Annotated in this window: 12 protein-coding genes, 1 rRNA gene and 1 riboswitch; of the genes, 12 read left to right on the forward strand and 1 reads right to left on the reverse strand. The window is 69.9% G+C overall.

The window, feature by feature from the left end:
- Window positions 1-142: 142 nt before the first annotated feature.
- The 11 genes from rrf (at window position 143) to HZS56_RS02205 (ending at window position 10,575) form a co-directional block, all read left to right on the forward strand.
- A 5S ribosomal RNA gene (gene rrf / locus HZS56_RS02155) occupies window positions 143-259 on the forward strand.
- A gap of 110 nt (window positions 260-369) precedes the next feature.
- The gene (clsA, locus tag HZS56_RS02160) at window positions 370-978 is read left to right on the forward strand and encodes a cardiolipin synthase ClsA (RefSeq protein WP_216718921.1); all 609 of its coding nucleotides are present in this window, start codon (window positions 370-372) and stop codon (window positions 976-978) included.
- A 112-nt stretch (window positions 979-1,090) separates the two neighbouring features.
- Window positions 1,091-3,586 (forward strand): mannose-1-phosphate guanyltransferase, encoded by a 2,496-nt coding sequence (locus HZS56_RS02165; RefSeq protein ID WP_216718922.1) that lies wholly within the window; start codon window positions 1,091-1,093, stop codon window positions 3,584-3,586.
- Between the two features lie 166 nt (window positions 3,587-3,752).
- On the forward strand, window positions 3,753-4,589 hold the full coding sequence (locus HZS56_RS02170; RefSeq protein WP_216718923.1) for a DUF881 domain-containing protein: 837 nt from the start codon (window positions 3,753-3,755) through the stop codon (window positions 4,587-4,589).
- Complete coding sequence (locus HZS56_RS02175; protein WP_003977440.1) at window positions 4,586-4,918, forward strand: small basic family protein; 333 nt, start codon at window positions 4,586-4,588, stop codon at window positions 4,916-4,918. The genes HZS56_RS02170 and HZS56_RS02175 overlap by 4 nt, the downstream gene beginning before the upstream one ends.
- A 5-nt stretch (window positions 4,919-4,923) precedes the next feature.
- Window positions 4,924-5,781 carry a DUF881 domain-containing protein gene (locus tag HZS56_RS02180; RefSeq protein WP_216718924.1) on the forward strand — a complete coding sequence of 286 codons (858 nt, stop codon included), beginning with the start codon at window positions 4,924-4,926 and terminating at the stop codon, window positions 5,779-5,781.
- A gap of 61 nt (window positions 5,782-5,842) precedes the next feature.
- Entirely contained in the window at window positions 5,843-6,802 is a 960-nt protein-coding gene (locus HZS56_RS02185) for a zinc-ribbon and FHA domain-containing protein (RefSeq protein WP_216718925.1), read from the forward strand.
- 42 nt (window positions 6,803-6,844) lie between these two features.
- Window positions 6,845-7,585, forward strand: coding sequence for a transcriptional regulator FtsR (gene ftsR / locus HZS56_RS02190; RefSeq protein ID WP_216718926.1), 741 nt, complete (start codon window positions 6,845-6,847; stop codon window positions 7,583-7,585).
- Between the two features lie 83 nt (window positions 7,586-7,668).
- Window positions 7,669-8,142 (forward strand): bifunctional nuclease family protein, encoded by a 474-nt coding sequence (locus HZS56_RS02195; protein WP_030189411.1) that lies wholly within the window; start codon window positions 7,669-7,671, stop codon window positions 8,140-8,142.
- 208 nt (window positions 8,143-8,350) lie between these two features.
- Window positions 8,351-9,040, forward strand: coding sequence for a MerR family transcriptional regulator (locus HZS56_RS02200; protein ID WP_216718927.1), 690 nt, complete (start codon window positions 8,351-8,353; stop codon window positions 9,038-9,040).
- A gap of 83 nt (window positions 9,041-9,123) precedes the next feature.
- On the forward strand, window positions 9,124-10,575 hold the full coding sequence (locus HZS56_RS02205; protein ID WP_216718928.1) for a DNA polymerase IV: 1,452 nt from the start codon (window positions 9,124-9,126) through the stop codon (window positions 10,573-10,575).
- Here HZS56_RS02205 and HZS56_RS02210 read toward each other — a convergent pair.
- Complete coding sequence (locus tag HZS56_RS02210) at window positions 10,491-10,868, reverse strand: PRC-barrel domain-containing protein (protein WP_216718929.1); 378 nt, start codon at window positions 10,866-10,868, stop codon at window positions 10,491-10,493. The two genes, HZS56_RS02205 and HZS56_RS02210, sit on opposite strands and share 85 nt — an antisense overlap.
- Before the next feature lie 151 nt (window positions 10,869-11,019).
- A riboswitch (glycine riboswitch) is annotated at window positions 11,020-11,115 on the forward strand.
- Window positions 11,116-11,290: 175 nt separating this feature from the next.
- Here HZS56_RS02210 and gcvP point away from each other — a divergent pair.
- Window positions 11,291-14,176 carry an aminomethyl-transferring glycine dehydrogenase gene (gcvP, locus tag HZS56_RS02215; RefSeq protein ID WP_216718930.1) on the forward strand — a complete coding sequence of 962 codons (2,886 nt, stop codon included), beginning with the start codon at window positions 11,291-11,293 and terminating at the stop codon, window positions 14,174-14,176.

Genomic DNA, 14,176 nt, shown 5'->3' on the forward strand with positions numbered 1-14,176 from the left:
GAAGCACCGTAAGGTGTGGAGGTGACTGGTACTAATAGGCCGAGGGCTTGTCCTCAGTTGCTCGCGTCCACTGTGTTGGTTCTGAAACCACGAACAATCAGACCTGTGTTGGTCACCGGGTTGGTTGTCTGTTTCATAGTGTTTCGGTGGTCATAGCGTAGGGGAAACGCCCGGTTACATTTCGAACCCGGAAGCTAAGCCTTACAGCGCCGATGGTACTGCAGGGGGGACCCTGTGGGAGAGTAGGACGCCGCCGAACTCCTTTTGGAGCTCTGGCTCTTGGGTATGCAGCCCAGGAGCCAGAGCTTTTTTGCGTTGAGGTAGGGTCGGGGAGCATCATTGGCTCGTTTCCCTCCAGGAGGCTCCCGCGTGGAGGTCCAGGAGACCCGCGTGCAGACCGACCGGGTCCTCACCATCCCGAACATCCTCAGCATGGCGCGCCTGCTCGGCGTGCCTCTCTTCCTGTGGCTCATCCTGCGGCCCGAGTTCGGCGGGCCGCAGAGCGACGGGTGGGCGCTGTTGGTGCTGGCCCTGAGCGGGGTCAGTGACTATCTGGACGGTAAGCTCGCGCGGCGCTGGAATCAGATCAGCAGCCTCGGCCGGCTCCTGGACCCTGCGGCTGACCGGCTTTATATCCTGTCCACGCTGGTGGGGCTGACCTGGCGCGAGATTCTCCCGCTCTGGTTGACTCTTGTACTTCTTGCGCGCGAAGCGGTCCTGCTGGTGATGGTGGGCGTCCTCCGCCGGCACGGCTATCCGCCGCCGCAGGTGAACTTCCTGGGCAAGGCCGCCACCTTCAACCTCATGTACGCCTTCCCCCTGCTTCTGCTGAGCGACGGAAGCGGGTGGATCGCGTCACTCGCCGCAGTTTTCGGATGGGCGTTCGCCGGATGGGGTACAACCCTGTATTGGTGGGCAGGTGTTCTCTACGTGGTGCAGGTCCGCCGCCTGGTCCGAGCGGACACCGCGGCCGATTGAACTCGCTGATGGTCCGGCCCCGGTGGCCGGATGGCCCGCGCTGGAAAAGTGCGGGACCCTGGACGGGTGAAGTCGGCTACACCGTCGTCTCTTAGAGGAGGACGCTTCCGACATGAAGGCCGTCGTGATGGCTGGAGGCGAAGGCACGCGCCTTCGTCCCATGACCTCGAGCATGCCCAAGCCGCTCCTGCCGGTGGCCAACCGGCCGATCATGGAGCACGTTCTGCGGCTGCTCAAAAGGCATGGGCTCAACGAGACCGTCGTCACCGTCCAGTTCCTGGCCTCGCTGGTCAAGAACTACTTCGGTGACGGCGAGGAACTCGGCATGGAGCTCACCTATGCCAACGAGGAGAAGCCACTCGGTACCGCCGGAAGCGTCAAGAACGCCGAGGAGGCATTGAAGGACGATGCCTTCCTCGTCATTTCCGGCGATGCCCTGACCGACTTCGACCTCACCGACCTGATCAATTTCCACAAGGAAAAGGGTTCGCTCGTCACCGTGTGTCTGACGCGGGTGCCCAATCCGCTGGAATTCGGCATCACCATCGTCGACGAAGAGGGCAAGGTCGAACGCTTCCTGGAGAAGCCGACCTGGGGGCAGGTCTTCTCGGACACCGTGAACACCGGCATCTACGTGATGGAGCCCGAGGTCTTCGACTACGTGGAACCCGATGTGCCCGTGGACTGGTCCGGTGACGTCTTCCCGCAGCTGATGAAGGAAGGCAAGCCCGTCTACGGCTATGTCGCGGAGGGCTACTGGGAGGACGTCGGCACCCACGAAAGCTATGTCAAGGCGCAGGCCGACGTTCTCGAGCGCAAGGTGGACGTCGACATCGACGGCTTCGAGATCTCTCCCGGCGTCTGGGTGGCCGAGGGCGCGGAGGTGCACCCCGACGCGGTCCTGCGGGGGCCCCTCTACATCGGCGACTACGCGAAGGTGGAGACCGGCGCCGAGATTCGTGAACACTCGGTCGTCGGATCCAACGTCGTCGTGAAGAGCGGTGCCTTCCTGCACAAGGCCGTCGTGGCCGACAACGTGTACGTCGGGCCGCACAGCAATCTGCGGGGCTGCGTGGTCGGCAAGAACACCGACATCATGCGCGCCGCGCGGATCGAGGACGGCGCGGTCATCGGAGACGAGTGCCTGGTCGGTGAAGAATCGATCATTCAGGGGAATGTCCGGGTCTATCCGTTCAAGACCATCGAGGCCGGTGCCTTCGTCAACACGTCGGTCATCTGGGAGTCCAGGGGACAGGCGCACCTCTTCGGCGCCCGCGGGGTCTCCGGCATCCTGAACGTGGAGATCACCCCGGAGCTGGCCGTGCGGCTGGCCGGCGCCTACGCGACCACGCTCAAGAAGGGCTCCACCGTCACCACGGCCCGCGACCACTCCCGAGGTGCCAGGGCGCTCAAGCGGGCGGTGATCTCCGCGCTGCAGGCCAGCGCCATCGACGTACGAGACCTGGAGAACGTACCGCTGCCCGTGGCGCGGCAGCAGACCGCGCGGGGCAGTGCCGGCGGGATCATGATCCGCACCACCCTCGGTGTGCCTGACTCCGTGGACATCATGTTCTTCGACGGACAGGGCGCGGACCTGTCGCAGGGCAGCCAGCGCAAGCTGGACCGGGTGTTCGCGCGGCAGGAGTACCGGCGGGCGTTCCCCGGCGAGATCGGTGACCTGCACTTCCCGTCCAGCGTGTACGACTCTTACACCGGGTCGCTGCTGCGCAACGTCGACATCACCGGGATCGCGGACTCCGGTCTCAAGGTGGTCGTCGACGCTTCCAACGGCAGCGCCGGGCTGGTGCTGCCCAGCCTGCTCGGAAAGCTGGGGGTCGACTCGCTGACCATCAACCCGGGGCTCGACGAGGCCAGGCCGACCGAGACCGCCGACATGCGCCGGTCGGGCCTGGTGCGCCTCGGGGAGATAGTGGCCTCCTCGCGGGCGGCGTTCGGTGTGCGGTTCGACCCGGTCGGTGAGCGGCTGTCGCTCGTCGACGAGAAGGGCCGGATCATCGAGGACGACCGGGCGCTGCTGGTGATGCTGGACCTGATCGCGGCCGAGCGGCGCAGCGGGCGGGTCGCCCTGCCGGTGACGACCACCAGGATCGCCGAGCAGGTCGCCGCCTACCACGGCACGCAGGTCGAGTGGACGACGACCTCTCCCGACGACCTGACGAGGGTCGGCGGGGAGGAGGGCGCGATCTTCGGCGGTGACGGAAAGGGCGGCTTCATCGTCCCGGAGTTCAGCAGCGTCTACGACGGCACGGCGGCCTTCGTGCGGCTGATCGGGCTGGTCGCGCGGACCCAGCTCACACTGAGCCAGATCGACGCGCGGATTCCGCGGGCGCACGTCCTCAAACGCGACCTGGCCACTCCGTGGGCGGTCAAGGGTCTGGTGATGCGGCGCGTGGTCGAGGCGGCCGGGGACCGGTCCGTGGACACCACGGACGGGGTGCGCGTCGTCGAGACCGACGGCCGCTGGGTGATGGTCCTGCCGGACCCCGCGGAAGCCGTCACCCACCTGTGGGCGGAGGGCCCGGACGACGCCTCCGCGCAGGCGCTGCTCGACGAGTGGTCCGCGGTGGTTGACAGCGCGGGCCGGTAGGAGGCGCGCACGCGCGCGTGCCGGACAAGTGTCCCCAAGGGGGCCTGTCCGGCACGCCGGTGGGGCCGTTCGGAGGTAGTGGCGGCGGCGTGCGACGATGTGCGGCATGCCGCAGCAACCCCCCGTTCGGAGCACATTCACGCGGCCTGCCCGTCCGGACGCGTCCATGTCATTGCTGACCAACGTCATGGACCACAGCCTCGACGAGGGATACGCCGAGGCGGCCGCCAGGAAGAAGGCCGACGGCGGCGGCGGTCTGCCCAAGACCCTCAGGGCCAAGCTCGGACTCGCGGCGGGCCTCGTGCTGGCCGCCCTGGTCGTGACGGTCGGCGCCGCCCAGGCACGGGTCGCCGCTCCCGTCGTCGCCAAGGAGCGCGAGGAACTGGTCGACCGCATAGAAGAGGAGACCTCGGCGGCCGACGAACTGGAGAAGAACGTCGACGCACTGCGGGACGACGTCGGCGCGCGTCAGCGTGAGGCGCTGGAGAAGAGCGGCGACACCGACCGGTCCGACCTGGTGGGCATCCTGTCGGGCGCGGCCGAGGTACACGGGCCCGGTGTGAAGCTCGTGGTGGACGACGCGAAGGACGCCGGCTCGGGCGGCGACGGGCAGGCGCGCGGCACCTCGGACTTCTCCGACACGGGCCGGGTGCGGGACCGGGACATGCAGCGCGTGGTCAACGGGCTGTGGGAGTCGGGTGCCGAGGCGGTCTCCGTCAACGGGCAGCGGCTGACGGCACTGTCGGCGATCAGGGCCGCAGGAGACGCGATACTGGTCGACAACAGGCCGCTGGTGCCGCCGTACACGGTGCTCGCGGTGGGGGACGGCGAGCGGCTGAGCCGCACCTTCCAGGACAGTGCCGACGGGCTGTACCTGCACGCCCTCCAGGAGAACTACGGCATCCGGACCGCCCTCTCCGTCGCTGAGGACCTCGAGCTGCCGGCCGCACCGAGTGTGATCGTACGCACAGCACAACCGATAACCGAGAAGGGCACATCGTGATCGCCGTACTGGGCCTCGTCGTGGGAGTCGTGGCCGGACTGTTGGTCCGGCCCGAGGTGCCGGCGGCCGTCGAGCCGTATCTGCCGATCGCCGTCGTGGCGGCGCTGGACGCCGTCTTCGGTGGTCTGCGGGCCATGCTCGACGGCATCTTCGACGACAAGGTCTTCGTGGTGTCGTTCCTGTCGAACGTGGTCGTGGCCGCCCTGATCGTGTTCCTCGGCGACAAGCTGGGCGTCGGTGCCCAGTTGTCCACGGGTGTCGTGGTCGTCCTCGGTATCCGCATCTTCTCCAACGCGGCGGCGATCCGGCGCCACGTGTTCCGGGCGTGAGACCGATGAGCGAGCGCGAGGAGCAGCCCGCGAACCGGCTGCGCAAGGAACTGCCCGAAGAGCAGCCGCCCGGCCGGCCCCCGGTCACGGACGCCCCGGCCGGCGAGGCCCCGCAGGGTGACCAGCCGGAGCCGGTCGCGCCGACCGGCCGGGAGCGGCTCCGCAAGGGGCTGTGGCCGCCGCGTCTGACCCGGGCGCAACTCATCGTCGCCCTGCTTCTGTTCGGGCTCGGGTTCGGCCTCGCGGTCCAGGTGGCGTCGAACAGTGAGAGCGACGGCGCGCTGCGCGGTGCCCGGCAGGAGGATCTGGTGCGCATCCTCGATGAACTGGACGACCGTACCCAGCGTCTTGAAGACGAGAAGCAGGGTCTCGAGAAGCAGCGGGACGAGCTGGAGAACAGCTCCGACCAGGCCGAGGAGGCCCGGAAGCAGACACAGGAGAAGGAGCGGCAACTGGGCATCCTCGCGGGCACCGTGGCCGCGCAGGGGCCCGGGATCACGGTGACGGTCGAGGACACGAAGGGAGCGGTCGAGGCGGACATGCTGCTCGACGCGATCCAGGAACTGCGCGCGGCGGGAGCGGAGGCGATCCAGGTGAACGGTGTGCGGGTCGTCGCCGGCACCTACCTGGCGGACACCGACAAGTCCGTGAGCGTGGACGGGAACAAGATCAACGCGCCCTATCGTTTCCAGGTCATCGGCAAGCCGCAGGACCTCGAACCGGCTCTCAACATTCCTGGAGGTGTGGTGCAGACTCTGGAAAAGGAACAGGCCACCGTTACTGTTGAGCAGTCGAGCAAGATCGTCGTGGACGCCTTGCGAGCGGCGGAGCGGCCTGACTACGCTCGGTCGTCCTCCCAGTGAAGCGGCGGTGCATGAGGGGTGTCCGGCGAGGGCATGAGGTTGCGGGGGGTCGGCGCACCGATTGGGCGGTGCGTGGTGGAAACTGTCTGGCGGAGACGGACGTTGTGAAGATGTCCGGGTCGGCCAGTACGGTCAGTCAGGGTTCGTCCTGCCCCACGGGCGGGTCTGTTTCGGTCAAGGGGAATCGCCCGTGAAGTTGTTTGCGAAGTTGTTCGGCAAGAGCGCGCGAGAGGGCAGCGACAACGCGACCGCCCGCCATCGCGCCCAGCCCGACGCAGAGGGCGCGCGCCCGATGTTCCGGGACCAGGTGGCTGGTCGCGGCGGTGACATTCCCGGTGGTCAGGGCGCGCCGTCTGTTGACCCTGCGCAGTCCGGCGGCATAGGTTTCGGCCAGCCCTCAGCCGCAGGTCCGGGCGGAGGGTTCCACCCCGATCCGTACGCGTCGAACGCCCCGGCGGGGCAGCCGCGGCAGGAGGATCCGTCCATGTCGGCCCTGGTCTGTACGAGGTGCGGCAACCGCAACGCGGAGAACAGCCGTTTCTGCTCCAACTGCGGCGCTCCGCTGCGTGCCGGTGCCGTCCCGGAGCGCGCGTCCGAGACGACCTCCACGATCTCCATCTCAGGCCTGGAGGCGTACGACGCGGAGACCACCGGTCAGACGGCGGTGCCGGCGCTCTCTCCCGAGGCGCAGGCGGCCGTCGACGCGCTGCCGCTCGGCTCCGCCCTCCTGGTCGTGCGCCGGGGCCCGAACTCGGGCAGCCGTTTCCTCCTGGACGGTGAGCTGACCACGGCCGGGCGTCATCCCCAGAGCGACATCTTCCTCGACGACGTGACGGTCTCGCGTCGCCACGTGGAGTTCCGCCGAGGTCAGGACGGTTCCTTCACGGTCGCCGACGTCGGCAGCCTCAACGGTACGTACGTCAACCGGGAGCGCATCGACCAGGTCGCCCTGTCGAACGGCGACGAGGTGCAGATCGGCAAATACCGGCTGGTGTTCTACGCGAGCCAGCGGGGCTACTGACCCGTCCCCGGGCCCGGCCCGGGGAACCACCAGGGAAGGTCCATGCTTCATACACCGAGCGGCGGTGCCGGGCATCACGGCACCGCCGCCACGGACAGTGGGCTGATGAGCATCGGCGCGGTGCTGAACGCGCTGCGTGACGAGTTCCCCGACATCACCGTCTCCAAGATCCGCTTCCTGGAGTCGGAGGGCCTCGTCGAACCGCGGCGGACCCCGGCCGGGTATCGCAAGTTCAGCGCGCACGACGTCGAGCGGCTCGGCCGGGTGCTGCGCATGCAGCGGGACCACTACCTGCCGCTCAAGGTCATCCGGGACCATCTGGACGCCATGGAGCGAGGCGAGGCCGTCTCCCTGCCGACCGTGGGCCGGCAGCAGGACGGGGAGACCGCACCGGAGCCGGCCGAGGGCCCGACGGTGACCCGGATCGGCCGGGACCAGCTGCTCGCCGCCGCCGGGATCGGAGACCGGGAGCTGGCGGAGTGGGAGTCGTACGGACTGCTCGCCCCGCTGCCCGACGGGGCCTACGACGCCGAGGCCGTGACCGTGGCGTCGCTGGTGGTCCAGCTGGGGCGGTTCGGTATCGAGCCGCGTCACCTGCGGGTGATGAAGGCGGCCGCCGACCGGGAGGCGGGTCTGGTGGACCAGGTGGTCGCCCCGCTGAAACGACACCGCAACCCCCAGACCAGGGCACACGCCGAAGCCCGTACCAAGGAGCTGGCCGGGCTGGCGGTGAAGCTGCACGCGGCGCTGGTGCAGACCGCGCTCGGCGTGCGGCTGCCCTGATCCGGACCGCCCGACGACCCGGATCGCCCACCCGATCCCGGCCCGACTACCCAAACGTCCCGGGCACGGCCTAGGGTTGGTGTGTGAACGAGCTCGATGTCGTAGGTGTCCGGGTCGAGATGCCCTCCAACCAACCGATCGTGCTGCTGCGCGAGGTGGGAGGCGACCGCTACCTTCCCATCTGGATCGGACCGGGGGAGGCGACGGCGATCGCCTTCGCCCAGCAGGGCATGGCTCCGGCGCGTCCGCTGACGCACGACCTGTTCAAGGACGTCCTGGAGGCCGTCGGCCAGGAGCTCACGGAAGTGCGCATCACCGACCTCCGGGACGGGGTCTTCTACGCCGAGCTGGTCTTCGCGAGCGGGGTCGAGGTGAGTGCCAGGCCGTCCGACGCCATAGCGCTGGCGCTGCGCACCGGGACGCCGATCTACGGCAGCGACACGGTTCTCGACGACGCAGGCATCGCCATCCCGGACGAGCAGGAGGACGAGGTGGAGAAGTTCCGCGAGTTCCTCGACCAGATCTCGCCGGAGGACTTCGGAACCAGCAACCAGTGACCGGATCGGGCCGGGACGGTGCAGGCCGGGAAGGTGCGGCGCATCGCGGGATCCGGGCCCGGGCACATTCGGCTAGCCTTTCCCCGTGGCAGGGCACGCGAAACCACTCGTAGGGTGATTATCACTCGGCGTGCCGAGTGTGGCGATCGTTGACGCACCCTTGGTGACTGCCTACCTTCGAGGAGGCAGGTCAAGGACGGAGGTCGGCGTGAGAATTAGCGGCGACGGTACGGCTGGGGGTGGCCCCGGGCACGGTCTCGGGGTGAGTGGTCCGTACCCTCCCCCGGGCTCGCGGCTCCGCACGGACGTCGGGGGGTATCCCCAGCACGGTGGCGCGACTGATCCGGCCCCGCAGCGACCGGCTGCCGTGCCGACGGGCAGAGGGGCGGCGTCCATGGCGTCGGAGCAGATCGGCTATCGCGGGCCGACGGCCTGCGCCGCCGCCGGCATCACCTATCGGCAGCTCGACTACTGGGCCCGCACGGGCCTGGTCGAACCCAGCGTGCGGCCCGCGCACGGCTCAGGTACCCAGCGTCTCTACAGCTTCCGCGACGTGGTCGTGCTGAAGATCGTCAAGCGTTTCCTCGACACCGGGGTGTCGCTGCAGAACATCCGCACCGCCGTGCAGCACCTGCGGGAACGCGGCTTCCGCGACCTGGAGCGGATGACGCTGATGAGCGACGGCGCCACGGTCCACGAGTGCACCTCGCCCGACGAGGTGCACGCCCTGCTCCAGGGCGGCCAGGGGGTCTTCGGGATCGCCGTCGGAGTCGTCTGGCGGGACGTCGAGGGCGCGCTGTCCCAGCTGCACGGAGAGCGGATCGACACGGGGGAGACCCTGATCGGCCACAATCCGGCGGACGAACTGGCGCGGCGGCGCGGCAACAGGGCGGTCTGACGCCGGTGCCCGGGACATCCGCGGGGCTCCGGCCGGACGGTGCCGCCCCGGCATTGTCAGTGGCGTAGGGCAGCATCGGAGATGTGAGAACCTCGCCCACGATCCTGCATCTCGACATGGACGCCTTCTACGCCTCGGTGGAGCAGGCGTCCAAGCCGAGCCTGCGCGGCAAGGCCGTGGTCGTGGGAGGCCTCGGGCCGCGCGGTGTGGTCGCCACCGCCTCGTACGAGGCGCGGATCTTCGGGGTGCACTCGGCGATGCCCATGAGCCAGGCCCGGCGGCTGGCTCCCAACGCGGCGTATCTGGTCCCGCGCTTCGAGCTGTACCGGTCGATCAGCGAGCAGGTGATGCGGCTGTTGCGGGAGCTGTCCCCGCTGGTGGAGCCGCTGAGCCTGGACGAGGCCTTCGTGGACCTGGAGGCGGGCGGCTCGGCCCGGGACGCGGAGTCCGCACGGCTGGCCGGGACGAAACTGCGCGCGGACATCCGCGCCGTCACCGGACTCACCGGGTCCGTGGGCCTGGCCGCCTCCAAGATGCTGGCCAAGATCGCTTCCGAGGAGGCCAAGCCCGACGGACTGGTCCTGATCCCGCCGGGTACCGAGCGGGCCATGCTGGAGCCGATGACCGTGCGGACCCTGCCCGGGGTCGGACCGGCGACGGGGGACCACCTGCGGCGGGCCGGCATCACCACGGTCGGCGAACTCGCGGAGGCGGGCGAGGACGAGCTGGTGCGGCTGCTGGGCAGGGCGCACGGCCACGCCCTCCACGCGATGGCCCTGGCCCGCGACGAGCGGCCGGTGGTGGCCGAGCGGGAGACCAAGTCCGTGTCCGTGGAGGACACCTATGACGTGGACATCCACGACCGGGTGCGCGTCGGCGTCGAGGTGGAGCGGCTGGCGGACCGTTGTGTGCGGCGGCTGCGCGGGTCCGGACTGTCCGGGCGGACCATCGTGCTCAAGGTGCGCAGGTACGACTTCGCGACGCTCACGCGTTCCGAGACCCTGCGCGGCCCCACGGACGACCCGTCGGTGGTGCGGGAGGCCGCCGCACGGCTGCTGGACTCCGTCGACACGACGGGCGGCGTGCGGCTGCTCGGCGTCGGCGTCAGCGGCCTCGCCGACTACACGCAGGAGGACCTGTTCGCGCAGGCGGCCGGCGGCCGGGACGAGGAACCGGCCGAGGAACCGGAGCCCGATCCCGTCGCCGAGCCCCGTCCGGTCCCCGCCGAGCGCCGGTGGCCGTCCGGACACGACGTCCGGCACGCGCGGTACGGGCACGGCTGGGTGCAGGGCAGCGGCCTCGGTCGGGTCACCGTGCGGTTCGAGACGCCGTACTCCGGGACCGGCCGGGTGCGGACCTTCCCGATGGAAGACCCGGACCTGACCCCCGCCGACCCGCTGCCGCTGATCCCGCCCGTGCCACGAAGAGCCGGCGGGGCTGAGGCGGAGCGTCAGCCCTCGTCGTTGCCCTTGCCCGCCAGCTTGCCGAAGTCGCGGTCGGGCGGCGGGGGAGGTGCCGCCACGTCGAGCCCGTAGTGGTGGTAGAGCTGCAGCTCCTGCTCCGGCGAGAGATGCCGGCCGACACCGAAGTCGGGTGCCTCCTTGATCAGGGCCCGGTCGAAGGGCACCCGCAGCGTGCCGTCGACCAGCTCGCTCGGCTCCAGCGGGACGAAGGCGTCCCGGCTGAAGAGGCCGGTGCGTATCGCCGCCCACTCGGGGACGCCGGTGGCATCGTCGAGATACACCTCGTCCACGGTGCCGATCCTGGTGCCGTCGCGGTCGAACGCCTTGCGGCCGATCAGGTTCCGCGGATCGATGTCAGTACGCACGGGGCCCTCCACTTGATCGCACCACTGGGCCGCACTGGGATAGCACACCAGCCGCCGAATCATCCGTAAGAACTACAAAAAACCACATATGGCCGCTCGGCCACTCGAAGGTCCGGGCCGCGGCCTCGCTGGTACGCTGGCAAACGGCCGCTGACCCCGTGCGGGAGAGTCCTCCAGCCACCACCGGAGGCGCCGAAGGAGCAAATCCTCCCCGGAATCTCTCAGGCCCACGTACCGCACGGACGAGGTCACTCTGGAAAGCAGAGCGGATGTCGACGGCTTCCGCTCTCACCGACGGTGAAAGCCGGGAGCCCTCGGGCCGTCCCGGTGAAGCTCTCAGGTCGAGATGACAGAGGGGGAGGCCGTCAGGGTACCCGCGCCGTGGTGCCCCTCGAAGGTCGTCAGACCAGGAGGCCTCCGCAATGACCGCCCATCGCACCCCGCTCACCGAACTCGAACAGGCAGCGCCGTTCGAACAGCGCCACATCGGCCCCGACCACGAGGCCCGGGCCAAGATGCTCGCGCAGGTCGGTTACGGTTCGCTCGACGAGCTGACGGCCGCCGCGGTGCCGGACGTGATCAAGAACGCCGGCGCGCTGGACCTGCCGGGCGCCCGCTCCGAGGCGGAGGTGCTGGCCGAGCTGCGTTCCCTGGCCGACCGCAACCAGGTCCTCGACTCCATGATCGGCCTCGGCTACTACGGCACCTTCACCCCGCCGGTCATCCTGCGCAACGTCATGGAGAACCCCTCCTGGTACACGGCCTACACGCCCTACCAGCCGGAGATCTCCCAGGGCCGCCTGGAGGCGCTGCTCAACTTCCAGACCATGGTCGCCGAGCTGACCGGCCTGCCCACCTCCGGTGCCTCGCTGCTCGACGAGGGCACCGCCGCCGCCGAGGCGATGGCCCTGTCCCGGCGCATGGGCAAGAACAAGAAGGGCCTGTTCCTGGTCGATGCGGACGCCCTTCCGCAGACCGTCGCCGTGATACGGACGCGTGCCGAGCCGACCGGCGTCGAGGTCGTCGTCGCCGACCTGAGCGAGGGCATCCCGGCCGAGGTCGCCGCACGCGAGATCAACGGCGTCCTGATCCAGTACCCGGGCGCCTCCGGTGCCGTCCGCGACATCAGGCCGGTGATCGACCGGGCGCACGAGCTCGGCGCGCTCGTCACCGTCTCCGCCGATCTGCTCGCGCTCACCCTGCTCACCTCGCCCGGCGAACTGGGCGCGGACATCGCCGTCGGCACCACCCAGCGCTTCGGCGTGCCGATGGGCTTCGGCGGGCCGCACGCCGGCTACATGGCCGTGCACGAGAAGTTCGCACGCAGCCTGCCGGGCCGCCTGGTCGGCGTCTCCGTGGACGCCGACGGCAACAAGGCCTACCGCCTCGCGCTGCAGACCCGCGAGCAGCACATCCGCCGCGAGAAGGCCACCAGTAACATCTGCACCGCCCAGGTGCTGCTCGCCGTCATGGCCGGCATGTACGCCGTGTACCACGGCCCCGAGGGGCTGCGGGCCATCGCCCGCCGCACCCACCGGTACGCGTCGGTCATCGCGGCCGGCCTCGCCGCCGGCGGTGTCGAGGTCGTGCACGGCGCCTACTTCGACACCGTCACCGCGCGGGTGCCGGGCCGGGCCGCCGAGGTGGTGCACGCCGCCCGCGAGAACGGGATCAACCTGCGGCTCGTCGACGCCGACCACGTGTCGTTCGCCTGCGACGAGACCACGACGCGCGCCCAGGCGGGCGGCGTGTGGAACGCCTTCGGCGTCGAGGGCGACGTCGAGGCGCTGGACGCCGCCACCGCGGAGACGCTGCCGGAGGCGCTGCTGCGCACCGACGACTTCCTGACCCACCCCGTCTTCCACCAGCACCGCTCCGAGACCGCGATGCTGCGCTACCTGCGCCGGCTCGCCGACCGCGACTACGCGCTGGACCGCGGCATGATCCCGCTGGGCTCCTGCACCATGAAGCTCAACGCGACCACCGAGATGGAACCGGTCACCTGGCCCGAGTTCGGCGCCCTGCACCCCTTCGCGCCCGCCGAGCAGGCGCAGGGCTACCTGACCCTCATCCGCGAGCTGGAGGAGCGGCTCGCCGAGGTCACGGGGTACGACAAGGTCTCGCTCCAGCCCAACGCCGGGTCGCAGGGCGAGTTCGCCGGGCTGCTCGCCGTACGCGGCTACCACCGGGCCAACGGCGACGACCAGCGCACCGTCTGCCTCATCCCGTCCTCCGCGCACGGCACCAACGCCGCCAGCGCCGTGATGGCCGGCATGAAGGTCGTCGTCGTCAAGACCGCCGAGGACGGCGAGATCGACGTCGAGGACCTGCGGGCCAGGATCGAGCAGCACCGCGACGAGCTGGCCGTGCTGATGATCACGTACCCGTCCACGCACGGTGTCTTCGAGGAGCACGTCGCCGACATCTGCGCCCGGGTGCACGACGCGGGCGGCCAGGTCTACGTGGACGGCGCCAATCTCAACGCCCTGGTCGGCCTCGCCAAGCCCGGCCGCTTCGGCGGCGACGTCTCCCACCTGAACCTGCACAAGACCTTCTGCATCCCGCACGGCGGCGGCGGTCCCGGCGTCGGCCCCGTGGGCGTGCGGTCGCACCTGGCGCCCTACCTGCCCAACCACCCGCTGCAGCCCGCCGCGGGCCCGCAGACCGGCGTCGGACCCATCTCGGCGGCTCCCTGGGGCTCGGCCGGCATCCTGCCGATCTCGTGGTCGTACGTCCGGCTGATGGGCGGCGAAGGACTCAAGCGCGCCACGCAGGTGGCGGTGCTGTCCGCCAACTACATCGCCAAGCGCCTGGAGCCGCACTTCCCGGTGCTGTACACCGGGCCGGGCGGTCTGGTCGCGCACGAGTGCATCATCGACCTGCGCCCGCTGACCAAGGCGACCGGCGTCAGCGTCGACGACGTCGCCAAGCGGCTGATCGACTACGGCTTCCACGCGCCGACGATGTCCTTCCCGGTGGCCGGCACGCTGATGATCGAGCCGACCGAGTCGGAGGACCTCGCCGAGCTGGACCGGTTCTGCGAGGCGATGATCGGGATCCGCGCGGAGATCGAGAAGGTCGGCTCCGGTGCCTGGCCCGCCGACGACAACCCGCTGCGCGGCGCCCCGCACACCGCGGGGGCCCTGGCCGGCGACTGGGACCACGCGTACACCCGCGAGGAGGCCGTCTTCCCGGCCGGGGTGTCCGCCGCCGACAAGTACTGGCCGCCGGTGCGCCGCATCGACCAGGCCTACGGCGACCGGAACCTCGTCTGCTCCTGCCCACCGCTGGACGCGTACGAGGACTGA

Source organism: Streptomyces mayonensis (assembly GCF_018982965.1).
In the GTDB taxonomy this organism is placed as follows: Bacteria; Actinomycetota; Actinomycetes; order Streptomycetales; family Streptomycetaceae; genus Streptomyces; species Streptomyces mayonensis.

Excerpts from the sequence above, each read along its gene's own strand:
- HZS56_RS02165 (WP_216718922.1), top strand. The coding sequence starts at position 1,091 with ATGAAGGCCGTCGTGATGGCTGGAGGCGAAGGCACGCGCCTTCGTCCC.
- HZS56_RS02170 (WP_216718923.1), top strand. The coding sequence starts at position 3,753 with ATGTCATTGCTGACCAACGTCATGGACCACAGCCTCGACGAGGGATAC.
- HZS56_RS02180 (WP_216718924.1), top strand. The coding sequence starts at position 4,924 with ATGAGCGAGCGCGAGGAGCAGCCCGCGAACCGGCTGCGCAAGGAACTG.
- ftsR (WP_216718926.1), top strand. The coding sequence starts at position 6,845 with ATGCTTCATACACCGAGCGGCGGTGCCGGGCATCACGGCACCGCCGCC.
- gcvP (WP_216718930.1), top strand. The coding sequence starts at position 11,291 with ATGACCGCCCATCGCACCCCGCTCACCGAACTCGAACAGGCAGCGCCG.